This is a genomic window from Caulobacter segnis (assembly GCF_019931575.1).
Taxonomy (GTDB): domain Bacteria; phylum Pseudomonadota; class Alphaproteobacteria; order Caulobacterales; family Caulobacteraceae; genus Caulobacter; species Caulobacter segnis_C.
In genome coordinates, this window is record NZ_CP082923.1 from 2,922,001 (window position 1) to 2,945,889 (window position 23,889).

A 23,889-nucleotide genomic window follows, 5' to 3' on the forward strand; every position below is an offset into this window, starting at 1 on the left:
GCCGGTGCGGTCAAGCCCCGCCAACCGCTCTTAAACCTATTAGGGCCTGAATCGTCGCATAGGGCGTGGTCCGAGATTCGGATACAAGCTCTTCGAGGCTTGGTTAAGGAGAGTGTCTTGGCTTCAGTGGCGCGTCGGATTCTGCTTGGGGGAGCTTGCATCGTCGCCCTGGTCGTGGGGGCCGCGGACGCCCAGACGACGGGCTACGCGACGCAGCAGCCCGGCCTGATCAGCACGCCGCCGACCGCCGTCTCGGCCACGCTGTCGGATGTCGACGCGGGCAATCTGCAGACCGCCTTGGCCGCCGCCAAGCGCGGCGACGTCTCGGGCGCGCGCATGGCCATGGACAGCCTGCAGGACCCGGTCGCCCGCAAGATCGCCCAGTGGGCCCTGGTGGACAGCAACGCCGAGGCCCTGAGCTTCTTCGAGCTGGACGCCGCTCGCCGCGACCTGGCTGGCTGGCCGCGCGGCGCTCGCCGCGACAGCGCCGCCGAGAAGGCCATCGCCACCTCAGGCCTCGACCCCGCCCGCGTCATCGCCTGGTTCGGCGGCGCCCAGCCGACGACGGCCGACGGCGCCATGGCCATGGCCGGCGCCTACCAGGCCCTGGGCCGGAACCAGGACGCCACGAACCTCATCCGCCGCACCTTCCGCGACAAGGTGTTCGAGGCCGACGCCCAGCGGGCCATGATCGCCCGCTTCGGGTCGATGCTGACGCCCGACGACTACAACCGCCGCGCCGACATCCTGCTGTACGGCCAGCAGGGCCCGGCCGCGCGCGACATGGTCGCCCTGCTGTCCGACACGGGACAGGCCGCCGCCCGCGTACGCATGGCCTATCGTCAGGGCGCGTCGAACGCCAACGACCTCTACAACGGCCTGACGCCCGACCTGCAGGCCTCGCCCGGGGTGGTGTTCGAGCGCGCCGCCTATCTGCGCCGCAAGGGCATGGAAACCCTGGCCCTTCCGATGGTCGTCAACTTCCCGGCCCCGCCGACGGAAGAGGCCTCCAGCGTCATCTGGAAGGAGCGCAAGCAGTTGGTCGTCGCGGCCCTGAAGGCGGGCGACAGCGCCGGCGCCTACGCGGCCGCCGACAACGTCCAGGCCCTGGCCCCGGCCGACATCGCCGAAAGCGAGTTCTACGCTGGCTGGATCGCCCTGACCCGCCTGCGGAACCCCGACGCGGCCGCCGCCCACTTCGCTCAGATCGCCGCCGTCGGCGCCTCGCCGATCACCAAGGGCCGCGCCCTCTACTGGCAGGGTCGCGCCGCCCAGGCGCAGGGCGACCTGATCGCCGCCCAGGCCTTCTACGCCGAGGGCGCGCGCTACATCACCACCTTCTACGGCCAACTGGCCGCCGAGAAGGCGGGGCTGACGGAGCTGCGGCTGGATCGCGACCCGATCATCACCCAGGCCGACCGCGCCCGTTTCTACGGCCGAGAGCAGGTCCGCGCCGCGCGGATCCTGGCCGACATCGGGCAACGCGACCTGTTCCGCAGCCTGGTGCTCTATATCGACGACACCCTGCCCAACGCCGAGGAGTCGGCCCTGCTGGTCGACCTGGCGCGCAGCTACGGCGACCAGGACCTGGCCATGCGCGCGGTCCGCACCGCCGCCCAGCGCGGCATGACCCTGCCCGAACGCGGCTATCCGCTGCTGGACCACCACTTCACGCCGGGTCCCGGCGCGGCCGAGACGGCCTTCGTCTATTCGATCTCGCGCCAGGAGAGCAATTTCGACCCGGCCGCCCGTTCAGGCGTCGGCGCGCGCGGCATGATGCAGCTGATGCCCGCCACCGCCTCGCTGGTCGCCCGCAAGCTGGGCGAAGACCACAGCGTCGACCGGCTGACGGACGCCCCGTACAACATGCGCCTGGGCTCGGTGTATCTGGGCGACATGGTCCGCAGCTTCAGCGGCTCGTACATCATGGCCGCCGCGGCCTACAACGCCGGTCCCGGCCGGCCCGCCCAGTGGGCGGGCCTGTGCGGCGACCCGCGCGGCGCGGCCACCGACCCGCTCGACTTCATCGAGTGCATTCCGTTCTCCGAGACCCGCAACTACGTAATGCGGACCCTGGAGACGACCATGGTCTATCGCGCCCGCCTGGCCGGCGGCGTCACTCCGTTGACCCTGTCCCAGGACCTCAAGCGCGGCGGCTATGTCTATGCGCCGTCCGTGGCCTCGGCCGACACCGCGACGGCCCAGCCTTAAGGCCTGCGAGCAGCCAGCACCGGCCCCACCTCGGTCTCGATCAGCTCGCCATCCAGGCGGAAGACCTGGTTCAGGATCGAGCGCGACAGGGCCTCGCGCGACGCCCCCTCGGCGACGATGCGACCATGATCGACCACGACGATGCGGTCGCACGATCGCGCCGCCAGACCCAGGTCGTGCAGGGTCACCACCACGGCCGCTCCTCGGCTCGCCTCGGCGCGCAGCAGGTCCAGCGTCAGCAGTTGGGCGTCGGGATCCAGGCCCGCCACCGGCTCGTCGGCGACCAGCAGCGGCGCGCGGGTGGCCAACAACCGCGCCAGCAGCACCCGGGCCCGCTCCCCACCGGACATGTCCAGCACGCCGCGATCGGCCAGGTCCGCCGCGCCGACGCGAGCCAGGCTCTGCAGCGCCAGGACGTCCGCCGCCGCGTCGGGCAGATCGCCCGCGCCCAGGGCCGCGACCATGCGCGCCGGCAGGTTCCAGGCCACGCGGCGGTCCTGCGGCAGGTAGCCGACCAGCCTGGCGCGTTCGTCGGGCTTCAGCGCGGCCAGGGCGCGACCCGACAGCCTCGCCTCGCCGCCGGACAGCGGCAGCAGGCCCAGGCCCGCGCGCAGCAGGCTGGTCTTGCCCGCGCCGTTGGGCCCGACCACGCCCACCACCTCGCCGGCGGCGACGGCCAGGGACGCGGCCTCCAGCACAGTCTTGCGGCCCCGGCGCGCGGAGAGGTCGGTCAGCGTCCAGGCGCTCATGCCCGCCAGCTCCGCGAGGCCCGCCAGGCCAGGATGGCGAAGGCCGGCGCCCCGAACAGGGCCGTGACCACGCCCAGCTTCAGCTCCTGGTCGGTGGGGATCAGGCGGGCGGCCAGGTCGGCCAGCACCAGCAGCAGCGCCCCGGCCAGGGCAGAGGGCCAGAGGATCCGCTTGGGGTCGTCCTTGACCAGGGCCCGCACCAGGTGCGGCGCGGCCAGGCCGACGAAACCGATCACCCCCGCCGCCGCGACGGCCGCCCCGGTAAGCAGGGCCGAACCGGCGACGGCGTAGACCCGCAGGCGCGGCATCGGCAGACCCGACATTCGCGCGGCCTCCTCGCCCAGGGTCAGCATGCGAAGCCCCTGCCCGGCCCGGGCGCAAAGGGCCGCGCCGATCGCCATCGGGACCAGGGCGCGGGCCGCGTCGGTCCAGTCGCGGTTCTCGACCGAACCCATCAGCCAGGCCAGGATCTCGGCCGTCGCCACCGGCGAGGGCGACAGATTGAAGACCAGCGCCGTCAGCGCCCCGCCGAACGCCGACAAGGCGACGCCGAACAGGATCAGCGCTTCGGGCTCGCGGAACCGCGCGGCCAGGGCCACGACCATGGCCCCGGCGACCAGGGCCCCGACCAGGGCCGACAGCTCGATCGCGCCCGGCGCCACGGCCAGGCCCGCCGCGATGGCCAGGGCCGCGCCCAGGCCCGAGACGGCCGAGACGCCCAGCACGCCGGGATCGGCCAGCGGGTTGCGCAGCAGCCCTTGCATGGTCGCGCCCGCCAGGCCCAGCGCCGCCCCGACCAGGGCCGCGACGGCGACGCGCGGGGCGCGGATGGTCCACAGCACCTCGCCCGGCGGCGAGGCAGGATTGCTCAGGGCCTGGACGTACTGGGACAAGGCGAGCGGCGTCTCGCCCAGCGACACGGCCAGGATCGCCGCGCCGGCCAGGACCAGCAGCATCAGCAGGCAGAGGCGCGGCAGGCTCATCGCGCGGCCTTGGCCAGCATCTCGGCCCCGTCGGCGGCGAACCAGCCCGGACAGCCGACCACCGAAGCCGGCAGCGAGGCCACGGTGCGGGTTTCAACCGCCTTGCGCAGGGCCGCGTGGCGACCCGGTCCCCAGCGATCCGCCCCGGCGCGGACGGTGTCGAACAGGCCCAGCACCACCGCCGCCGGCGGCGCCATGACCATCCGCTCCAACGAGACCGGCGCGAAGTACGGCGCGGTGTTGGCGTTCGCATAGCCCGCGCTCTTCAGCATGGCGTCGATCAGGGTCCCCGAACCGGCCGTGTAGCCGCCGGGCGTCAGATAGAGGGCCGGCCGGTCCTTCCCGGCTCCGGCGGCCTGGACCAGTTGGGCGTCCATGCGCGCGATGATCGCCTCGCCTTGAGGACGACGGTCCAGGGCGGCGGCGACCTTGCGGACATTGGCGCGGACCCCGTCGAAGTCGGCCGCGTCGTCGAGGGCCACGGTGGCGACGGCCTTCTTCTCCAGCGCCTTGGAGAGTCGCGCGTCGCCGCCCCACAGCCGCACGACGACGTCGGGCCGCGCCGCCACCAGGCTCTCGAACGTCGCCCGGCGCAGCGGCAGGCCGGCGGCCTTGTCACGCATGTAGCTGTCGCGGGCGATGGCCCGGTGCGAGAGGCCGACGATCGTCTCGCGCGGCGCCAGGGCCAGCACGTACTGGTCGGCGCAGGAGTCCAGCGACATCACGCGGGGCCCGGCGACAGCGACGGTCGGCGCGAGCGCCATCGCCGCCAGAAGGGCGCGCAAGGCCTTGGCGGCGTTCATGAAATCAGTCCGTGACCAGGCCGTACAGCAGGCCGTCCAGCATGACCTTCATCAGTTGGTCGGGCTCGGACCAGCCGCGCGAGGGCTTGGTGATCAGCAGCGAGACCAGGCCATGGCAGCCGCTCCACAGCACCTCGGCCGCCTCCTTGGCCGAGCCCGAGCGCAGGCGGCCCTGGGCGGCGATCTGGTGCACCGGCTCGCTGAACTTCTCGAAGCAGCGGTCGCCCAGCGCCAGGACGTCGGCGGTCTTGTCGGCCGAGATATGGTCGCCGGCGCTGCAGAACACCAGCTGGTAGGTGTTGGGGTTGTCGAGGGCGAACTGCATGTACGCCTCCAGCATCACTCGCACGCGCGCGACGGGATCGATGGGCTGGGCGGCGATCTGGGTGTTGAGCTCCAGCAGACGCTCGATGGCGTCGTTGCTGATCTCCAGCAGGATCTGGTCCTTGTCGCGGAAGTGCATGTAGAGCGCGGTCGACGACACGCCCACGGCGTCGGCGATCTTGCGGATCGTCGCGCCCGAATAGCCCTCGGCGATGAAGATCCTCTCGGCCGCCGCCAGGATCTCGCCCCGACGCAAGTGCCCGTCGCCCTTGGGCTTTCGCGCGGATTTGTGAGGCTTCTTCAGAACGACCGTCACGGACTTGGCTTCCCCTGCATTTCCCCCGAAGGACACTAAACGGGAATCACCCAGCCGTCGCAAGAACATGCGTGACAGGAGAATCCACTGCCCGCATGGGTTCGCGCGCGCGAGGGCCGATCTTAAAACGCGCATTTTTCCATTTGACAGCCTTTGGTTGTGGTTACGTTATTCGCGTCGTTGGGGCGATTGGCGGTCAGGGGCTTCCATGGCGCGCGAAGAAGGACGGCTGGACCTTGTGTCCACGCCGATGGGCGGACCTGCGTCCATCGAACAGCCGGAGACGCGGACGGCGAACGGGCGCGATGGCGCCCACCAGACCCTGTCGACGCCCCAGGCGGCGTTCGTCGCCCTGACCGGCCTGCTCGCCGCGCTCGGCGTCGCGTTGAGGCCGAGCGGCGTCTTCACGGCGATCCACCACCTGTTCTTCGGCGTCTTCCTGCTGGGCGGGTTCACGCGCCTGGCGGCGGCCTGCACGCCCCTGCCCCCGGTTTCGGCGCCGCCGCTGGCCGAAGATGACCTGCCGACCTACACCATCATCGCCCCGCTCTATCGCGAGGCCGAGGTCGTGGCCGAGTTGGTCGAGAACCTGGCCGCCCTGGACTATCCGCGCGACCGGCTGCAGGCCCTGATCGTGCTGGAGGCCGACGACGAGGTCACCAAGGCGGCGGTGCGCGCCATCGCCCTGCCCGCCTTCGTCCAGGTGCTGGTCGCCCCGCCCGGAACGCCCAAGACCAAGCCGCGCGCCTGCAACCACGCTCTGGATCGGGCGCGAGGCGAGTTGGTGGTGATCTACGACGCCGAGGACATGCCCGATCCTGGCCAACTGCGCGAGGCGGCGGCGCGGTTCGCGGCCGCCGACCCGCGCGTGGCCTGCCTGCAGGCCCCGCTGCGGATCGAGGATCCGGGGTTCTCGCTCTTCCTGCCCTCGCAGTTCCGGCTGGAGTACGCCGCCCATTTCGAAGTGCTGCTGCCCGCCCTGGCGCGCTGGGGCCTGGCCTTCCCGCTGGGCGGCACCAGCAACCACTTCAAGACCTCGGCCCTGCGCGCGGTCGGCGGCTGGGATCCCTACAACGTCACCGAGGACGCCGATGTCGGCTTCCGCCTCGCCGCCGCCGGCTTTTCACTGGGCGTGATCGGCCGCCCCACCTGGGAGACCGCTCCGACCACCACCGGCCAGTGGTTCCCGCAGCGCGCGCGGTGGATCAAGGGCCACATGCAGACCCTGGCGGTGCACGCGCGCGGCCCGGTCCCGCGCCAGCCGCGCACCGCCCTGGCCCTTGTCCTAACCCTGGCCCAGTCGGTCGCCTCCTCCCACCTGCACGGGCCGGTCATGCTGGTGGCGATCGTCGCGGCGATGCTCGACTACCTGCCCGACGCCGCCTTCGCCATCCCGCCCTGGGACCTCGTGCTATACGCCCTGGGCTGGAGCTCGGCGGCCCTGGCCGGAGCGCGCGGGGTAGTGCGGGCCGGCGGCAAGCCCAGGTTCCTGCACCTGTTCGGCATGGTCGGCTATTGGCTGCTGCAGAGCGCCGCGGCGGCCAGGGCGCTGCACCAGTTCGTCACCGCCCCTTATCGCTGGGACAAGACGCGGCACGCCCCGCGCTCTGGACGCCCCGGGGCCTAAGGCGGTATGGGCGGGCGATGGCACCGAAGATCGCTCCCGCCCCCATCGTCATGCGCACCACCGGCTGGGCGGACTACGCCCTGCTGGACAGCGGCAATGGCAAGAAGCTGGAGCGCTACGGCCGCTACACCGTGGTGCGCCCCGAGCCGCAGTGCTTCTGGACCCCGCGCCTGGACCAGAAGGTCTGGGACAACGCCGATGCCGTCTTCGACCCCACCGACGAGGACGAGGCCGGTCGCTGGCGCTTCAAGGGTAAGCCGATCGAGAAGTTCGACCTGGCATGGGGCAAGGCCAAGTTCCACGGCCAGTTCACGCCGTTCCGCCACCTGGCGTTCTTCCCCGAGCAGGCCGCCAACTGGGCGTGGCAGGACGAGCGGGTCCGCGCTCTGTGCGCGACCTCGGGGCCTCAGCCCAAGATCCTGAACCTGTTCGGCTATACGGGCGTGGCCTCACTGGTCTGCGCCGCCGCCGGCGCGGCGGTCACCCATGTCGACGCCTCCAAGAAGTCGGTCGGTTTCGCCCGCGAGAACGCCGCCTTCGCGGGCCTCGCCGACAAGCCGATCCGCTGGATCGTCGAGGACGCCCGCAAGTTCGTGGCCCGCGAGGTGCGGCGCGGCAACAAATACGACGGCATCATCCTGGACCCGCCGAAGTTCGGGCGCGGCGCCGACGGCGAGGTCTGGCGCCTGTTCGAGGACTTGGCCGCCCTGACCAAGGACTGCGCCACCCTGCTCAGCGACGACGCCTCGTTCCTGCTGATGAACGCCTATGCCGCCCGCGTCTCGGGCGCGGCGATGTCGGGCCTTCTGGCCCAGGAGCTGGAAGGCCGCGGCGGCGTCATCGACTGGGGCGAGCTGTCGCTGGTCGAGGAAATGGGCGACCGCCAGATCGGCCTGTCGTTCTTCGCCCGCTGGTCTTCCGAAGGCTGATGGACATGAACACCAAGACCGTCACCTCCCTGACCAACAACACCGTCAAGGCCGTCCGCGCCCTGCACATGCGCAAGGAGCGCGAGGAGAGCGGCCTGTTCCTGGCCGAGGGCCTGAAGATCGTCATCGAGGCGATCGACTGCGGCCACGCGCCCAGGATCGTCATGTACGGTCCCGACGCCGCCGACCACCCGATGCTGAAGAAGGCCGTCGCGGCCTGCGTGAAGGCCGGCGGCGAGGTGATCGAGGTCAATCGCGAGATCCTGGAAAAGGTCTCGCGCCGCGACAACCCGCAGGCGGTCGTGGCCGTGTTCAAGCAGGTCTACACGCCCCTGTCGGCCATCGTGCCCGAGAGCGCGCCGTGCTGGGTGGCCATGCAGGCCGTCCGCGACCCCGGCAACCTGGGCACCGTGATCCGCACCGCCGACGCCGCCGGCTGCGGCGGGGTGATCCTGGTCGGCGACTGCGTCGACCCCTACTCGGTCGAAGGCGTGCGAGCGACCATGGGCTCGATCTTCGCGGTGAAGATCGCCAAGGCCACCATTTCCGAGTTCCTGGCCTGGCGCGAGGAATGGCCCGGCAGCGTGATCGGCACCCTGCTGACCGCCACGGTCGACCACAAGTCCGCCGACTACGTGAAGCCCTCGCTGATCCTGATGGGCAACGAACAGCAGGGCCTGCCGCCCGAACTGGCCGCCGCCTGTGACGTCAACGTCAAGATCCCGATGCGCGGCCGCGCCGACAGCCTGAACCTGTCGGTGGCCACGGGGATCATGATCTACACGGTGACGGGGTAGAGTCCGGTCGGAACGCTATTTGGCGCCCGGCTTCTTCGTCTCGGCGATGCCGGCCTCCTTGGCCAGGGCCTCGAACTTCGACGCATCGACATACTCGCCGAGCGTCGCGAAATTCTGAGCGACGTTGGGATCCCCCATGAGCCCGCGCATGGCCACCTGCCCCAGGACGCCGAAGGACTGTTCTATCGCCGACGAGCCTTCGTATTTCAGAGCCTCGACCGTCTCCTTGCGACAACTGGTGATCAGCAGTCGTTCCATCAGGCCCGAGGCCTTCTTGGTGATCTCCGTCCGCTGAGCCTCGGTGACGCTGGCGTAGGCCTTCACCGACGGATGAGCGCTCATCGCCGCGAACACCCAGGTCACTAGATCAGACTGATCCTGCGGCGTCGCCGAGCGTACAAGGCACTTGGACATCTCGTCGGTGTAGATGCCCGCGTGGGCCAAACCCGGCGAGGAAACGACGACAACGGCGGCGAACGACATCAGCAGACGGCGCATGGTTTCGAAGATCCCTCGGCAGCGGAATCAATCCCGCAACCTCTAGTTACACTCGCGGAAAGCGGGGGCAAGCCCGCTCGCCCTTGCGCGTCTTCAAGTCCCGCGCGGCTTCGCCCGCGTCGTCGGCGCGGCCGCCGCCGGGTCGTCCGGCCAGACGTGGCGCGGATAGCGCCCCTTCATCTCGACCTTCACCTCGCGCCACGAGCCCTTCCAGAAGCCAGGCAGGTCGCGGGTGATCTGGATCGGCTTGTGGCCCGGCGACAGCAGCGACAGCACCAGCGGCACCTTGCCGCCGGCGATGCTGGGATGCTCGGTCAGGCCGAACAGCTCCTGCACGCGGATGTCGATGCGCGGGCCGGCCTCGGCGGCGTAGTCGATAGCCACCGTGGTGCCGGTCGGCGCCTTGAAGCGGGCCGGCAGCATCTGGTCGATCTTCTGCTGCAGGTCCCAGGGGACCAGCGCGCGGATCGCGCCGTCCAGGCTGCTCTCGTCGAGGCTGGCCAGGGACGAGCGGCCGTGCAGCAGAGGCTCCAGCCACTCGTCTAGACGCGCGATCAAGGCGGCGTCGGACAGATCTGGCCAGGCCTCGCCGTCCAACCCGCGCAGGAAGGCGACACGGCTACGGAAGCCCTCGACACCCTGCCCCAGCCGCAGGCCCGACAGGCCGTCGGCCCGGACCTGATCCATCAGGGCCCGGGCGATCATGGCCGGGTCGGGGTTCTCGATCAGCCGCTCCTCCAGCACCAGCTTGCCCAGCCGCAGCAGCCGCTTGGCGCGGACCTTGCCGCCGGCGGTCTCCAGGCGGTCCTCGGCCACCAGCCGATCGGCGAAGGCCTCGCGCAGGTCGACCTCGTCGACGGCCGCAGCCAGCAGGATCCGGTCGCGGCTGTCGCCCCCGCCCAGCTCGCCCACCGCCAGCCAGGCCTCCCGCGCCAGGGGATCGGTCGGCTCCAGATAGACGCCGCGCCCACCGGCCAGCTGGAACTCGCCCGGCTTGCCGCGCGCCTTGGCCACCCGCTCGGGATAGGCCTCGGCCAGCATCAGGCCAGTTTCCATCTCGACGCTGCCGGACTTACGGACCGCCGCGCGGCTCCAGCGCTCGACCAGGGCCATGGCGTCGCGGGCGCGCGGCGAGCGGTCGCGGTGCAGGTTCTCCAGCCGCCGGCGCAGGTCGACATCCTTGCCGCCCAGACCCTGCTCGGTCAGCACGGCGGCGATCTCGGCGGCCTCGCGGGCCTGGCCCGAAGCGGCGGCGCGGACGACCATGTGCGCCAGGCGCGGCGGCAGCGGCATCTCGGCCAGGGCCTTGCCGTGGGCGGTCAGATCGCCCGAGGCGTCCAGCGCCTGGATGCGGCCCAGCAAGGTCCGCGCCTCGGCGAAGGCGGCGGCCGGCGGCGGGTCCAGGAAGGTCAGGCCCGAAGGATCGCGCGCCCCCCAGCGGGCCAGGTCCAAAGCCAGGCGCGAGAGGTCGGCCTCCAGGATCTCGGGACGGGCGAAGGCCGGCAACGCGCGGGTCTCGGGCTCGTCCCACAGGCGGTAGCAGACGCCCGGCTCGGTGCGGCCGGCGCGGCCCCGGCGCTGGTCGGCGGCGGCGCGGCTGACGCGGACAGTCTCCAGCCGGGTGATGCCCGAGGCGGGGTCGTAGCGCGGCACGCGGGCCAGGCCGGCGTCGATGACCACGCGGACGCCCTCGATGGTCAGGCTGGTCTCGGCGATCGAAGTCGCCAACACGACTTTACGACGGCCGGCCGGCGCGGCCGAGATGGCCCGGTCCTGGACGGCGGGCTCCAGCGCGCCATATAGCGGCGCGATGTCGACGTCCGGCCGGCGCAGGCGCTCGTTCAGCCAGTTCTCGGCACGGCGAATCTCGCCCTGGCCCGGCAGGAAGACCAGAATCGAGCCGCTCTCCTCGGCCAGGGCGCGTTCGACGGCGCGGCCGACGCGCTCTTCCAGGCCCATTCTTGTTGCTTGGGGGCGCTCGTCACGGCCGAGGTAGCGGGTGTCGACCGGGAACATCCGCCCCTGGCTCTCGACGATCGGGGCGTTCGCCAGAAGCGACGAGATCCGCGCCCCGTCCAGGGTCGCCGACATGACCAGCAGGCGCAGGTCGTCGCGCAGGACGCTCTGGACGTCGCGCGCGAAGGCTAGGCCAAGGTCCGCGTCCAGGCTGCGCTCGTGAAACTCGTCGAACAGCACCGCCGCGACGCCGTCCAGTCCGGGGTCGTCGAGAATCATCCGGGTGAAGACGCCCTCGGTGACCACCTCGATCCGCGTCCGGGCCGAGACCTTCGACTGCAGGCGCACGCGGAAGCCGACGGTCTCGCCAACGGATTCGCCCAAATTGGCGGCCATGCGCGACGCGGCGGCGCGGGCGGCCAGGCGGCGGGGCTCCAGGACGATGATCTTGCGCCCTTGCGTCCACGGCTCTTCCAGGAGGGCCAAGGGAACGGCCGTCGTCTTGCCCGCCCCGGGCGGCGCGACGAGAACGGCGGTCTCCCGTTCGCTCAGGGCGCCTTTCAGCGCCGGAAGGGCCTCGAAAATGGGCAACATCGCGCCCGCTTTAGCCACAGACGGGCGCACGCCTCAAGCATCGCTGGACTAGGCGCCCGCGCGGAGAACATTTACGCGCATCCACCGCTCGGCCTTGACCCCATGCTCATAAAAGGGTCACGGTCCGCAAAATTTTCCAAAGGCGACCCCTGGGGGGAGTCTTGCCTATCCAGGAGGAACTATGTGGCGCGTAAAATCGCTTGATGCGATCCTAGCGACGGCTGAGAAAAAATCCCTTCACCGCTCGCTCGGCGCCTTCCAGCTGACCATGCTGGGCATCGGAGGGATCATCGGCACCGGCATCTTCGTGCTGACGGCCGAAGCGGCCCAGAAGGCCGGTCCGGGCATGATGCTGGCCTTCGTCATCGCCGGTTTCGTCTGCGCCGTGGCCGCCCTCTGCTACGCCGAACTGGCCTCGATGGTTCCCGTCGCCGGTTCCGCCTACACCTACTCCTACGCCGTGCTGGGCGAGTTCGTCGCCTGGCTGGTCGGTTGGGCCCTGATCCTGGAATACGCCGTGGCCGCCTCGGCCGTGGCCGTGGGCTGGTCCGGCTATGTCGTCGGCCTGATCGAGCACTCGCTGCACGTGACCCTGCCCGTGGCGCTGACCTCGGGTCCGTACATCGCGGGCGGCATCGTCAACCTGCCGGCCATCATCATCTCGCTGGCCGTCACCGGCCTGCTGATCCTGGGCACCACCGAGAGCGCCACGGTCAACGCCGTGCTCGTGACCATCAAGGTCGCGGCCCTGGTGGCCTTCATCGCCCTGGCCCTGCCGGTCATCAACGACGCCAACTTCCACCCCTTCGCGCCGCTGGGCACGCCGGGCGTGATCGGCGCCGCCGCCTCGATCTTCTTCGCCTATGTGGGCTTCGACGCCGTCTCCACGGCCGCCGAGGAGACCAAGAACCCGCAGAAGAACATCCCGATCGGCCTGATCGGTTCGCTGGTCATCTGCACGATCTTCTACCTGCTGGTCGCGGCCGGCGCGATCGGCGCCTATGGCGCGCAACCGGTCTTCGGTCCGGCCGGCGAGATCCTGGCGCCCGGCTCCAAGGCCCTGGCCGACCAGTGCTCGACCCTGAGCCAAGCGGGCAACATGCCGCTGGTCTGCTCGCGTGAAGCCCTGGCCCACGTGCTGCGCCAGATCGGCCACCCCGCCGTCGGCAACCTGCTCGGCATCGCCGCCGGCATCGCCCTGCCCTCGGTCATCCTGATGATGATCTACGGCCAGACCCGCATCTTCTTCGTGATGTCGCGCGACGGGCTGCTGCCGAGCGTCCTCTCGAACGTCCACCCCAAGTTCAAGACCCCGCATATCGTGACCATGATCACGGGCGTGGGCGTGACCCTGGCCGCCGCCTTCCTGCCGGTGGGCAAGCTGGCCGACATCTCGAACTCGGGCACCCTGTTCGCCTTCCTGATGGTGGCGATCGCGGTGATGATCCTGCGCGTCAAGCAGCCGGGCCGCGCCCGTCCGTTCAGGACGCCGCTGGTCTGGTTGATCGCGCCGATCGCGGCGGCCGGCACGATCGTGCTGTTCATGTTCCTGCCGCACGACGCCAAGATCCTGTTCCCGATCTGGTCGGCGATCGGCCTGGTCGTCTACTTCGCCTACGGCTTCTGGAACTCGGGCGTCCGCAAGGGCGTGGACGAGGTGCCGGAACTGGATCCGAACGCGCCGGCCACGGGCGTCGCCCCGATGCCGGGCGCCCCGGCCCCGGGTTCGAAGGAAGAACGCGATTGATCTTCGGCCGCTAGGCCTTAGGTCAGAGAGGGCGGGCGCTTCGGCTCCCGCCCTTTTCTTTTGGAGGTCGCCCCATGACCCAGATGCCCATCGGCGCCGTGATCGCCCCGGTCACCCCGCTGCAGCAGAACTGCACGATCGTCTGGTGCGCCAAGACCATGAAGGCCGCCGTTATCGATCCGGGCGGCGAGGTCGACCGCCTGCTCAAGGCCATCGCCGACAAGGGCCTTACGCTGGAGAAGATCTGGATCACCCACGGCCACATGGACCACGCCGGCGGCGCGGCCGAGCTGAAGGTCCGCACCGGCGTCTCGATCGAGGGCCCGCACGAGGACGACCAGTTCTGGATCGACCGCATCCAGCAGAGCGGCGAGCAGTACGGCATGCCCGAGGCCCGGATTTTCGTCACCGACCGCTGGCTGAAGGACGGCGACAAGGTCACCCTGGGCGAGACCGAGTTCGAGGTCTTCCACTGCCCGGGCCACACACCCGGCCACGTGGTGTTCTTCCACCGCGAGACCAAGTTCGCCCAGGTCGGCGACGTGCTTTTCCAGGGTTCGATCGGCCGGACGGACTTTCCGCTGGGCAACCACCAGGACCTGATCGACTCCATCACCCAGAAGCTGTGGCCGCTGGGCGAGGACGTGCGCTTCGTACCCGGCCATGGACCGATGTCGACCTTCGGGGCCGAGCGGCGGAGCAATCCGTTCGTGGGAGACCGCGTCGTCGCGGCCATGCAGGCCCAGGGCTTGGCCTATCAGGCGCCGAAGAACCACTCGCCGGGCTGAGAAAGGCCCCATTCCGGGGTCATCGAGGTCCGACCCGCTCAAGGGGGGCTAAAGCGAGCCGGGCCTCAACGCCGTCGGGCCCGCCTGGGTGGGGGAAAAGCGGCCCGCCGGTGCGACATCAGATCGCATGACTGGGTTGCGTCGCTGTTTCAGAAGTGAAATCTGACCGTGACGGGGGCGTGACAGGAACACCGAATGGAAAATGTCCAGAACACCGCCCAGGGCGACCTCGACACTCCGCGCGGCGCGGCGCCGCGCATCCTGATCGTCGACGACGATCCAGGCATCCGCGACGTCGTCTCCGACTTCCTCACCCGCCACGGCTACGCGGTCGAGACCGCCCAGGACGCCCGCACCATGGAGCAGGTTCTGGCGCGCGGTCCTATCGACCTGATCGTGCTGGACGTCATGCTGCCCGGCGAGGACGGTCTGGCGATCTGCCGCCGCCTGTCGGCCGCCAGCGACGGCCCGGCCATCATCATGCTCTCGGCCATGGGCGAGGAGACCGACCGCATCGTCGGCCTGGAGCTTGGCGCCGACGACTACCTGCCCAAGCCCTGCAATCCCCGCGAGCTGCTGGCCCGCGTCCGCGCCGTGCTGCGCCGCCGTCAGGAGCCGCGCGCCGTCGACGACGCCATGGGCGCGGCCTGCGAGTTCGCCGGCTGGCGCCTGGATCTGGTCCGCCGTGAGCTGCGCTCGCCCCAGTCGGTGGTCGTCAACCTTTCCAGCGGCGAGTTCTCGCTGCTGCGCGCCTTCGTCGAGCGGCCCCAGCGGGTCCTGACCCGCGACCAACTGCTGGACCTGGCCCGCGGTCGCGACAGCGACGCCTACGACCGCGCCATAGACGTCCAGATCAGCCGCCTGCGCCGCAAGCTGGACGACGGCGGCGGCAGCGAGCTGATCCGCACGATCCGCAGCGAAGGCTACATGTTCACCGCCAAGGTCGTCCGCACCCCATGACTCCGTTCCGGCGCGGCGCGCCGCTGTTCGTCCAGGCGCTGGGCCTCGTCATCATCACCCTGGTGGCGGCCCAGCTGATCTCGATCGCGGTCATCTTCAACCTGCCCCCGCCGCCGCCGGAGTTCTACCGGTCCAGCGAGATCGTCCGCGCCATCAAGACCGGCCAGCCGGTGCAGCCGCGCGACGGCCGCCTGCTGGTGATCAAGCAGCATGGCGCGGTCCGGGCGATCGGTCCCGACAATCCCCGCCGCGCCGACTTCAAGGCCGAGATCGGCCGCCTGATCGACGTGCCGGTGAGCCGCATCGAGCTGCAGATCGACAACGGTCCGCGCTTCTTCGTCCGCCGCCAGCCCGTCACCCCGCCCAAGCGCGATGAGGCCCAGCGCGGCGGCCAGCGCGAGCCCTTCGCCCGCGAGCCCGGCGGCCGGGGTCCGGGCGGCCCCGACGGTCCTCCCCGGGGCAAGGACGAGCCGCTGATCTTCGGCGATTTCAAGCTGGGCGTGCGCCAGAGCGACGGCCACTGGCTGGTGGTCGAACCCAAGCCGACCTTCCGCTTCGACAGCTGGCAGCAGCGCGTCCTGCTGATCCTGCTGCTTTCAGTTGCGGCTGTCACGCCGCTGGCGTGGCTGTTCGCCCGCCGCCTGGCCCAGCCGATCACCGCCTTCGCCGACGCCGCCGAGCGCCTGGGCAAGGATCCCCGCACCCCGCCGCTGAACATCTCGGGCTCGGGCGAGGTGGTGGCCGCCGCCACGGCCTTCAACAACATGCAGGAACGCCTGCGCCGCTATGTCGAGGACCGCACGGCCATGGTCGGAGCCATCGCCCACGACCTGCGCACGCCGCTGACCCGCCTGAAGTTCCGCATCGAGGCCACGCCCGACGACGTCCGCTCGAAGCTGGCCGCCGACATCGACCAGATGGAGGCGATGATCTCGGCCACCCTGGGCTTCGTGCGCGACACCAGCCGCCCGGCCGAACGCACGCGGCTGGAGCTGTCCTCGCTGCTGGAAAGCGTGATGGACGAGGCGGCGGAAACCGGTCGCGACGCAACCGTCGAACAGGCCGAGAAGGTGATCATCGAGGGCGACCCCATCGGCCTGAAGCGGATGGTCTCGAACCTGGTCGAGAACGCCCTGAAGTACGGCGGCGCGGCGCGCGGCCGAGTCTACGCCGAGGACGGCATGGCGATCATCGAGATCGACGACGACGGCCCCGGCGTGCCTCCGGCCGAGCTGGAGCGGGTGTTCGAGCCGTTCTATCGCGGCGAGCCCTCGCGCAACCGCGAGACGGGCGGCATCGGCCTGGGGCTGGCGGTCGTCCGCTCGCTAGCCCGCGCCCACGGCGGCGACGTCACCCTGCACAATCTCCCCAACGGCGGCCTGCGCGCCTGCGTCCGACTTCCCGCTTAACCTCGGCCGACTGATATCCGGCGGCAAGCTTCGAGGGCCCATTGCGGCGGAACGGCGGCGAATGTTGCCACGCCGCAAGGCCCGCGGCCGCGCCTGACATCGCCGGGCAATCCGGCCGCGCTTCAAAGCTTGGCTGATTGGAGATTCCCTGGATGACGTTTCGCTCGCTCGGCCTGACCGCCGTCCTCGCCGCCACCCTCGCCGCCTGCGCCAGCGGGCCACCCGACGGTCCTGGCGGCCCAGGCGGTCCCGGCGGACGCGGCGGTCCTCCGGGCGAGGACGGTCCTGGCCCGATGGGCGGCGGCCCGCAGCTGTTCATCAGCCCGGCGGGCGAGCCCTTCCGCGCGCCGCCGGGCGTCCCCTACCCCGTCAAGGCGTGGTTCGACGGCGCCGACGCCAATCATGACGGCGCCCTGAGCCGCGACGAGTTCGTGGCCGACTCTCTGCGGTTCTTCGCCTTGGTCGACACCGACAAGAACGGGGTCGTCGACGGCTTCGAGGTCTCGAACTACGAGACCCGCATCGCCCCCGAGATCGTCGGCCTGCCCGCGCCGGGCGCTTCGACGCGACGAGGGCCGATGGGTCAGGGCCCCGGCGGCGGCATGGGCGGCCCGCCCGACGGCGGCGACGGCGGCGACATGGCTCCGCGCCGGCGCCAGCAGGGAACCAACGTCCTGCAGGGCGCGGCCCTGTTCGGCCTGATCGCCGAGCCCGAGCCGGTGATGGCCTCGGACGGCAATTTCGACCGCCGCATCACCAAGGACGAGGCGACCAAGGCCGCCAAGACTCGCTTCGCGCTGCTGGACACCGACAAGGACGGCGTCCTGAAGCTGGAGGAACTGCCTAAGACCCCAGCCCAGACGGGCTTCCGCCCCGGCGGCAAGGGCAAGGGCGGCGGCATGGGCGGTCGCGGCGGGCGTGGCGGCGGTCCGGGCGGCGGCGGGCGTCCCGGCTAACCGCCGATCAGACTGGCGATGATGTTGATGCCCAGCGCCAGGATGGCGGTGTTGTAGAAATAGGCCGCCGCGGCGTGGGCGGTGACCAGACGGCGCAGCTTCGCCGTCAGGATGTTGTTGTCCGAGACCTGGAAGGTCGCGCCCACGCTGAAGGCCAGATAGGCGAAGTCCATGTAGCTGGCGGGCGGCTCGCCGGGAAACTGGATGCCGCCCTTCCCCTTGCCGTCGCCGAAGTGGCGGTGGGCGTAGTGCAGGACGAACGCCGACTGCAGCACCAGCCACGACAGCACCAGGGTCGCGCCGGCGCAGGTGGCGATGAAGGCCTGAGCCGCGCCGGCAGCGTGCTTGGCGGCGATCATGGCGTCGACCACCGCCCCCAGGCTGGCCAGGATCGCCGCCAGCACGATCAGCAGCAGGACGGGCACGCCCTCGTCCTCCTGGGCGGCGCGAGAGCGGACCTCGGCCTCGTCGGCCTTCAAGAATAACCACCACGTCGTCAGCAGATAGACAATCGCGGCGCAGTCCCAGGCCAGCAACAGGTGCGCGCCGCGCGGCGCGCCGAAGCATTTCGCCGCGATCCACGCGAAAATTCCCGCCGCCAGACCCGCCGCCAAACGCCAATGCGAAGCGGCGCGATCGACCATCTGCTTGGTCTTGCGGGTCATTCTCTGGCGACTCCTCGGCGGCCGGCTCGTCCCGGTGCGGCGTAATTAGTGCGATCTCATGGTGAACCGAAAGCGTCTTCGCTGGTTACTTCACCGGAACGCGCAGGAAACGACGCCAGTGACCGACCCAGACGCCCCGCCGCCGCCCGAGCCCAAACCGCCCGAGTACGAGCCCGGTGTCACGCCCGTCGAGGAGCCCCCCACCTCGCCGCCGCCGGTCGATCCAGGGGACGACCGTCCCTATGACGCCTGATCTCGCACGTACCGCCTTGTGACCTGTCCCGACTAGGAGCCCCCACATGGACATCGATAGCGAACGTCCCCGCGGTCGTCGCGGTTTCGCCGCCATGGACCCGGAACGCCGCCGCGAAATCGCTAGGAAGGGCGGCGCTAGCGTGCCCAGCGAAAAACGCAGCTTCGCCAAGGACCGCGATCTGGCGGCGAACGCTGGCCGCAAGGGCGGTTCGTCCTCGCGCGGCGGCCGTCCCGGCGATCGCGCCCTCTAGGCGATATTCGGATCACCATCCGAGAGACGCGCCGGTCCCGATCTTCGGAACCGGCGCGTTTTCGCGCGTGTATGGCAGCCCCTCTCAGGCCTGGAGGGCGTAGACCGCGAAGGTCGGATCCTCGCTGATCCAGCGCTGGACCACGGTCCAGCCGGCGCGGGCGGCGATCGTCTCGAACGCCTCGGCCGGATACTTGTAGGAATTCTCGGTGTGGATGGTCTCGCCGGCGGCGAACCGGAAGCCGTAGTCGCCGACCATGACGATCTGGTCGCGCATGCTTTCCAGATGCATCTCGATCCGGCTCTCCGCCGCGTTCCACACCGCCTTGTGGGCGAAGGCCATCGGATCGAAGGTCCCGCCCAGTTCGCGGTTGATGTGCACCAGGACGTTGCGGTTGAAGGCCGCCGTCACCCCTTGCGCGTCGTCATAGGCCGGGATCAGCACCGCCGGATCCTTGGCCACGTCGGCGCCGACGATGAACAGCGAGCCCTCGCCCAGCAGGGTCCTGGCCTGGCGCAGCAGGGCCTCGGCCTCGTCCGGCGCGAAGTTGCCGATCGTCGAGCCGGGGAAGAAGCCGACCGGCGTGTGGCCCCTGGCGCCTTCAGGCAAGGCGATGGCCTTGGTGAAGTCCTCGACCAGCGGCGCGACGGCCAGGGCGGGATAGGCCTGCCGCAGGCTGGCGGCGGCCTCGTCCAGGGCCGTGGGGCTGATGTCGATCGGGGCGTAGACGGCGATCTGGGGCGCGGCGTCCAGCACGATGCGGGTCTTGATGCTGGCCCCGCTGCCGAACTCGACCAGCACCGCGCCGTCGGGTATGCGCGCGGCGATCTGGGGCGCGATCTGGCGCAGCAGCGCCGTCTCGGTCCGGGTCAGGTAGTATTCAGGCAGCTCGCAGATCGCCTCGAACAGGCGCGAGCCCTCGGCGTCGTAGAAGTACTTGGCCGGCAGGGTCTTGGGACTGGCCGACAGGCCGGCGATGGCCTCTTCCAGGAACGCATCGCCCGGCTTCACCTCGCTCAGACGGTCGTCGTCGGCCAGGCGCAGCCCGGCGAACATCCAGCGGCTGCCCGGATGGAAGAAGTTGCGGTAGGTCGCCCGCGTATGGCCCGGCGGCGTGGCCTCGCAGCCGCCGCGCAGGGTCATCTGGCTGACCATGAACTTGCCATTGTACTCGCCCAGCGCGCCAGGGCCCGGCTTGAAGCCCGGATAGGCGCCGTAGGCGCTGGCGGTCCACTGCCAGGTCGCGCCGTAGAGCTGGCGCAGAGCGGTCATGCCGCTCGCCGTGGCGGCGGCCTCCCACTCGGCCTCGGTCGGCAGGCGACGGCCCGCCCAGGCGGCGTAGGCGGCGGCCTCGTAGTAGCTGACATGCACGACGGGCGCGTTCGGGTCGACCGGATGGCGGCCGCGCAGGGTCATGGTGGTCCAGGCGCCGGTCTCGTCGCGCCGCCAATAGCCCGGGGCCTCCCAGCCCTCTTCCTTGACCCTGGCCCAGCCTTCCGAGAGCCACAGGTCGGCGCGGCCATAGCCGCCGGCCTCGATGAAGGCCAGCCACTCGCCATTGGTCACCAGACGGTCGGACAGCCGGAACGGGGCGACATAGGTCTTGTGGCGCGGGCGTTCGTTGTCGAACGCGAAGCCCGCCTCGCACGCCCCGATCTCGACCAGACCGCCGGCGAAGCGATGGAAGCGCTGCGGGCCCGGATCCGGACGCGCCGGCGCCGCGCCGGGCTGATAGGCCGGGCTGAGGGGCGACTGGGCGAACAGGTGCAGGATGTCCATCAGGATCAGCTCCTGATGCTGCTCCTCGTGGGCCAGGCCCAGTTCCATCCGCTCGCGGATCTCGGGCGTCAGCGGTGCGGCCAGCAGGCGCGCCATGGCCGCGTCGACATGGGCCCGGTACGCGCCGACCTCCTGGGTCGACGGACGGGTCAGCAGGCCCCGCTGGGGCCGGGGCTGACGGGGACCCACGGTCTCGTAGTAGGAATTGAACAGGTAGCCGAAGCTTGGATCATAGGCCGTGTAGCCCGGAAGAAAGGGCGTCAGCAGGAAGGTCTCGAAGAACCAGGTCGTATGGCCCCGATGCCACTTGGTCGGGCTGGCGTCCGGCATGGACTGGGCCGCCTGGTCCTCGGGCGACAGGGGCGCGGCCAGGACCTCGGTCCGGCGTCGCACGCGGCGATAACGGTCGGCCAGCGCGTCGGCCGACGCGTCGAGGAGTTCCATTGCGGGCAGATCGTCCGGGGTCATGGGCCCTCCTGGCCGAGCGGGACTGTGGCGCAGCCCGAGCGACGACAACGTTCCCGGAACTTCGGTGTTCCGATCCCTGGTTGCAAGCCGAGCCGGCGCGCCTTGCTGCCACATTGTGTCAGGAGCCCGCTTGCAAGGTTCGGCGACCATAAACCTGATTTGAGTTCATGAAGCGCGCGCGCCTGGAGGGAGGCGCTTCGCGGGAACGTCTACCTATCGGAGGACGTCGGTTGCCCCTTACCACCGACGGGCCCGCCGGTCGGAGAATTGAGCAGCTCCGACCGGCCATCCCACCCTCTTTCCAGGATATCTCGCGGCCTAGGCGCTCCAGGCGGCGACGACGCTGGCTGCGTCGGTCAGGATCGCGGTGTTCAGGTCCAGCATCTTCAGCGCCCCGGCGTGCAGGTCCGGTTCGTAGGCTGCGCAGGCGTCGGCGGCGACGAACAGGTGATAGTCGAGGTTAAAGGCGTCCCGCGCCGTGCCGTCGACGCAGCACTCGGTGGTCAGGCCGGCCAGCACCAGGGTGTCGACGCCCATCGCCTTCAGCCGCGCGTCGAGCTCGGTGTCCCAGAAGGCGCTGTAGCGGGTCTTGCGGATGATCAGCTCGCCCGGTCGCGGCTGGGGGCCGACGAAGGCGCTGCCCACCTCCCCCGCCCGACACAGCGCCGCCTCGACCGACGGATCGCCGCCCCGCCGCCGCATCCGCTCGTTCCAGGCCGCGGAGTCGGTCTGCGGCGTCGTGAAGAGGCCGGCGAACACCACCGGGACTCCGGCCGCTCGCGCCTGCTCGGCCAGGCGCTCGGCCGCCGCCAGCGCCGCCGGCACGGTGGAGAGATCCAGGCCCCATCGCCCCGCCAGGCCCTCGGGCGAGGCGAAGTCGACCTGCATGTCGATGATCAGCAGCGCCGTGCGCCCGGGCGCGATCCAGGCTTCCAGGCCCGTCGCCGGGCTCACGCGAACACCGACCGCAGCGCCGGCAGGATCTCGCCGCCGAACATGGCCAGGCCTTCCACGTAGTCGGGGAAGATCAGCATCAGCCCGTCCAGCTCGCATTCGGTCATGAACGCCTCGACCTTCTCGCGGCAGGTGGCGGGCGAGCCGACGATCGTCTCGGTCATGAACGCGCCCTGCTTCGCGGCCACGGCCTGCAGCCGGTCGGCGGGCACGCCCCAGTTGGCCAGCATGGCCAGGATCGCGCCCATGTCCGCCCCCTCGGCGTAGCGGCGGACCAGGGCCTCAGCGCCGGCGTCGCTCTCGGCGTGGACGATCGTGCACATGGCGTAGGTGCGGATCGTCTTGCCCAGGTCGCGCGCCAGGGCCTTGGCGCGGCGGGACGCCTCGCGATGCTCCTGGCGCGTGCGGCCGCCGATGAAGCAGGCGTCGGCCTCGCGCACAGAGAACTGGAAGCCCCGATCACTCATGCCCGCGCAGATCAGCTCCGGGCGCGGCCTCGACAGCGGCTTGGGCCTGGACTGGCAGTCCTTCATCGTGAAGTACCGGCCGACGAAGTCGACGCTGTCCTCGGACCATAGGCGCTTGACGATGGTCGTCCATTCCTCGGCCAGGCCATAGCGGTCGTCGTGGGACAGCGAATCGTCCCAGGCGCTCATCTGGTCGAACTCGGCCTTATAGGCCCCGGCGACGATGTTCAGGCCGGCCCGGCCGCCGCTGATGTGGTCCAGGGTGGCGATCATCTTGGCCGCCACCGCCGGGTTCTGCAGCAGCGGATGCACCGTGGCCCAGATACGGACGTTCTTGGTCGCCTCGGCGATGGCCGCCATCAGCGTCACCGACTCGAGCGAGGTCCCCCAGTGGTCGGTCTCGCCGCCAAAGCCGCGAAACTTGCCCATCGACATCACGAAATCCATGCCGACCTGATCGGCCTTGATCGCGGCCGCGCGGTTCTGGGCATAGAGGCCGTCCAGCGTGGGCGTGGTGCTGGAGACGATCCAGCCGCCGTTGGCCACGGGCAGGAAGACGCCGAAATCCTTGTGCTGCGAGGGTCGGTGGAACATGTCGCGGATCCTATCACGGCGCGAACGCGAGGATCACGCGCTTCGCGTGAGCGAACAACCGCACTTGAAGAGGCGTCAACCGCCGCCATCTGCAAGCCACTTATCCGCGCCACGATCCCGCGCCGGAAAACAAAGCCCTTGGGCGAACGGCGACGTAGGACTATCCATTCCTCAAATGCTCACCCAGACCGACAGCGCCGCCGCTGTCCCCCACCTTCCCAGCGCCGCAGAACGGGCCCGCAACCGCCGCCGGGCGCCGGTCCGTCGCCTGCGCCTGGTCCTGGCCGTCTTCGCGGTCGCCGTCGGCGCCGTCGTGGTCGGCCAGGCGTCGTGGCGCAGCTTTGCGTCCAGCAAGCTCCAGACCCAGGCCGCCTCGACCCCGCTGCTGCTGAGCAAGCCACGCTTCACCGGCGTGCTGAAGGACGGCCGCGCCTTCCTGATCACCGCCGACAACGCCGAACGCGACGCCAAGGACCAGAACCTGGTGCGCTTGACGACGCCGGTCCTGGTGCGCGGCTACGGCGAGCCCAGCCCCAGCCAGGCCACGGCCAAGACCGGCCTCTACCGCGAGGCCGAGCACACCCTGCTGCTGTCCGGGGACGTGAAGATAACCAGCGCCGAGGGCTATGACTTCGACGCGCCCCAGGCCCTGATCGACATGCGCACGGGCGAGGTCAGCGGCGGCGCGGGCATCGAAGGCGCCGGTCCCAAGGGCACGACGCGCGCCAACAGCTACAACGTCACCGACAAGGGTGACCGCGTCGTGCTGAACGGCCGCGTCCGCACCCGGCTGGAGCGGCAGCGCTGAC

General features: G+C 70.5%; 22 protein-coding genes. 12 read left to right on the forward strand and 10 right to left on the reverse strand.

Annotated features, from left to right (window positions below; all coding sequences use genetic code 11):
* Window positions 1-117 precede the first annotated feature (117 nt).
* Complete coding sequence (locus K8940_RS13425; RefSeq protein WP_223390461.1) at window positions 118-2,211, forward strand: lytic transglycosylase domain-containing protein; 2,094 nt, start codon at window positions 118-120, stop codon at window positions 2,209-2,211.
* Here the strand turns inward: K8940_RS13425 and K8940_RS13430 are convergent.
* Genes K8940_RS13430 through K8940_RS13445 form a run of 4 tightly spaced genes read right to left on the reverse strand, consistent with a single transcriptional unit; the run spans window position 2,208 to window position 5,386 of the window.
* Window positions 2,208-2,960, reverse strand: a complete 753-nt coding sequence (locus K8940_RS13430) for an ABC transporter ATP-binding protein (protein ID WP_223390462.1) — start codon at window positions 2,958-2,960, stop codon at window positions 2,208-2,210. The genes K8940_RS13425 and K8940_RS13430 overlap by 4 nt on opposite strands.
* Window positions 2,957-3,997: a FecCD family ABC transporter permease gene (locus tag K8940_RS13435; protein WP_223395858.1), complete on the reverse strand. Its 1,041-nt coding sequence runs from the start codon at window positions 3,995-3,997 to the stop codon at window positions 2,957-2,959. Before K8940_RS13435 ends, K8940_RS13430 begins: the two co-directional genes overlap by 4 nt.
* The gene (locus tag K8940_RS13440) at window positions 3,940-4,746 is read right to left on the reverse strand and encodes an ABC transporter substrate-binding protein (RefSeq protein WP_223390463.1); all 807 of its coding nucleotides are present in this window, start codon (window positions 4,744-4,746) and stop codon (window positions 3,940-3,942) included. The genes K8940_RS13435 and K8940_RS13440 overlap by 58 nt, the downstream gene beginning before the upstream one ends.
* A gap of 4 nt (window positions 4,747-4,750) precedes the next feature.
* Window positions 4,751-5,386, reverse strand: a complete 636-nt coding sequence (locus K8940_RS13445; protein WP_223390464.1) for a TetR/AcrR family transcriptional regulator — start codon at window positions 5,384-5,386, stop codon at window positions 4,751-4,753.
* A gap of 208 nt (window positions 5,387-5,594) precedes the next feature.
* Between K8940_RS13445 and K8940_RS13450 the strand changes: the two genes are divergently transcribed.
* Genes K8940_RS13450 through K8940_RS13460 form a run of 3 tightly spaced genes read left to right on the forward strand, consistent with a single transcriptional unit; the run spans window position 5,595 to window position 8,739 of the window.
* Window positions 5,595-7,013 (forward strand): glycosyltransferase, encoded by a 1,419-nt coding sequence (locus tag K8940_RS13450; RefSeq protein ID WP_223390465.1) that lies wholly within the window; start codon window positions 5,595-5,597, stop codon window positions 7,011-7,013.
* A gap of 17 nt (window positions 7,014-7,030) precedes the next feature.
* On the forward strand, window positions 7,031-7,942 hold the full coding sequence (locus K8940_RS13455) for a class I SAM-dependent methyltransferase (RefSeq protein WP_223390466.1): 912 nt from the start codon (window positions 7,031-7,033) through the stop codon (window positions 7,940-7,942).
* Window positions 7,943-7,947: 5 nt separating this feature from the next.
* On the forward strand, window positions 7,948-8,739 hold the full coding sequence (locus K8940_RS13460; RefSeq protein WP_223390467.1) for a TrmH family RNA methyltransferase: 792 nt from the start codon (window positions 7,948-7,950) through the stop codon (window positions 8,737-8,739).
* Between the two features lie 15 nt (window positions 8,740-8,754).
* On the opposite strand, the gene K8940_RS13465 is transcribed toward K8940_RS13460, so the two are convergent.
* Together K8940_RS13465 and hrpB are read right to left on the reverse strand one after the other, a co-directional pair.
* A complete protein-coding gene (locus tag K8940_RS13465; protein ID WP_223390468.1) occupies window positions 8,755-9,237 on the reverse strand; it encodes a hypothetical protein in 483 nt (160 codons plus the stop codon).
* Between the two features lie 93 nt (window positions 9,238-9,330).
* Window positions 9,331-11,787: an ATP-dependent helicase HrpB gene (gene hrpB / locus K8940_RS13470; protein ID WP_223390469.1), complete on the reverse strand. Its 2,457-nt coding sequence runs from the start codon at window positions 11,785-11,787 to the stop codon at window positions 9,331-9,333.
* 181 nt (window positions 11,788-11,968) lie between these two features.
* On the opposite strand from hrpB, the gene K8940_RS13475 reads away from it, so the two are divergent.
* From K8940_RS13475 to K8940_RS13495, 5 genes are all read left to right on the forward strand, one after another.
* Window positions 11,969-13,534 (forward strand): amino acid permease, encoded by a 1,566-nt coding sequence (locus tag K8940_RS13475; protein ID WP_223390470.1) that lies wholly within the window; start codon window positions 11,969-11,971, stop codon window positions 13,532-13,534.
* Between the two features lie 74 nt (window positions 13,535-13,608).
* Window positions 13,609-14,322, forward strand: coding sequence for an MBL fold metallo-hydrolase (locus K8940_RS13480; protein WP_223390471.1), 714 nt, complete (start codon window positions 13,609-13,611; stop codon window positions 14,320-14,322).
* Window positions 14,323-14,517: 195 nt separating this feature from the next.
* Window positions 14,518-15,282 carry a response regulator gene (locus tag K8940_RS13485; protein WP_223390472.1) on the forward strand — a complete coding sequence of 255 codons (765 nt, stop codon included), beginning with the start codon at window positions 14,518-14,520 and terminating at the stop codon, window positions 15,280-15,282.
* The gene (locus K8940_RS13490; RefSeq protein WP_223390473.1) at window positions 15,279-16,691 is read left to right on the forward strand and encodes an ATP-binding protein; all 1,413 of its coding nucleotides are present in this window, start codon (window positions 15,279-15,281) and stop codon (window positions 16,689-16,691) included. The genes K8940_RS13485 and K8940_RS13490 overlap by 4 nt, the downstream gene beginning before the upstream one ends.
* Window positions 16,692-16,843: 152 nt before the next feature.
* The gene (locus tag K8940_RS13495; protein ID WP_223390474.1) at window positions 16,844-17,647 is read left to right on the forward strand and encodes a hypothetical protein; all 804 of its coding nucleotides are present in this window, start codon (window positions 16,844-16,846) and stop codon (window positions 17,645-17,647) included.
* Here K8940_RS13495 and K8940_RS13500 read toward each other — a convergent pair.
* Window positions 17,644-18,312: a DUF1345 domain-containing protein gene (locus K8940_RS13500; RefSeq protein ID WP_223390475.1), complete on the reverse strand. Its 669-nt coding sequence runs from the start codon at window positions 18,310-18,312 to the stop codon at window positions 17,644-17,646. The genes K8940_RS13495 and K8940_RS13500 overlap by 4 nt on opposite strands.
* Before the next feature lie 118 nt (window positions 18,313-18,430).
* Between K8940_RS13500 and K8940_RS13505 the strand changes: the two genes are divergently transcribed.
* Both K8940_RS13505 and K8940_RS13510 read left to right on the forward strand, forming a co-directional pair.
* Window positions 18,431-18,565, forward strand: coding sequence for a hypothetical protein (locus K8940_RS13505; protein WP_223390476.1), 135 nt, complete (start codon window positions 18,431-18,433; stop codon window positions 18,563-18,565).
* 46 nt (window positions 18,566-18,611) lie between these two features.
* On the forward strand, window positions 18,612-18,818 hold the full coding sequence (locus K8940_RS13510) for a general stress protein (RefSeq protein WP_223390477.1): 207 nt from the start codon (window positions 18,612-18,614) through the stop codon (window positions 18,816-18,818).
* Between the two features lie 84 nt (window positions 18,819-18,902).
* Here the strand turns inward: K8940_RS13510 and egtB are convergent, their stop codons facing one another.
* From egtB to K8940_RS13525, 3 genes are all read right to left on the reverse strand, one after another.
* Entirely contained in the window at window positions 18,903-21,065 is a 2,163-nt protein-coding gene (gene egtB, locus K8940_RS13515; protein ID WP_223390478.1) for an ergothioneine biosynthesis protein EgtB, read from the reverse strand.
* Between the two features lie 318 nt (window positions 21,066-21,383).
* Complete coding sequence (locus K8940_RS13520; protein ID WP_223390479.1) at window positions 21,384-22,019, reverse strand: cysteine hydrolase family protein; 636 nt, start codon at window positions 22,017-22,019, stop codon at window positions 21,384-21,386.
* Complete coding sequence (locus tag K8940_RS13525) at window positions 22,016-23,080, reverse strand: LLM class flavin-dependent oxidoreductase (RefSeq protein ID WP_223390480.1); 1,065 nt, start codon at window positions 23,078-23,080, stop codon at window positions 22,016-22,018. The genes K8940_RS13520 and K8940_RS13525 overlap by 4 nt, the downstream gene beginning before the upstream one ends.
* A 175-nt stretch (window positions 23,081-23,255) precedes the next feature.
* Here K8940_RS13525 and lptC point away from each other — a divergent pair, with 175 nt between their 5' ends.
* Complete coding sequence (lptC, locus tag K8940_RS13530; RefSeq protein WP_223390481.1) at window positions 23,256-23,888, forward strand: LPS export ABC transporter periplasmic protein LptC; 633 nt, start codon at window positions 23,256-23,258, stop codon at window positions 23,886-23,888.
* Window position 23,889 lies beyond the last annotated feature (1 nt).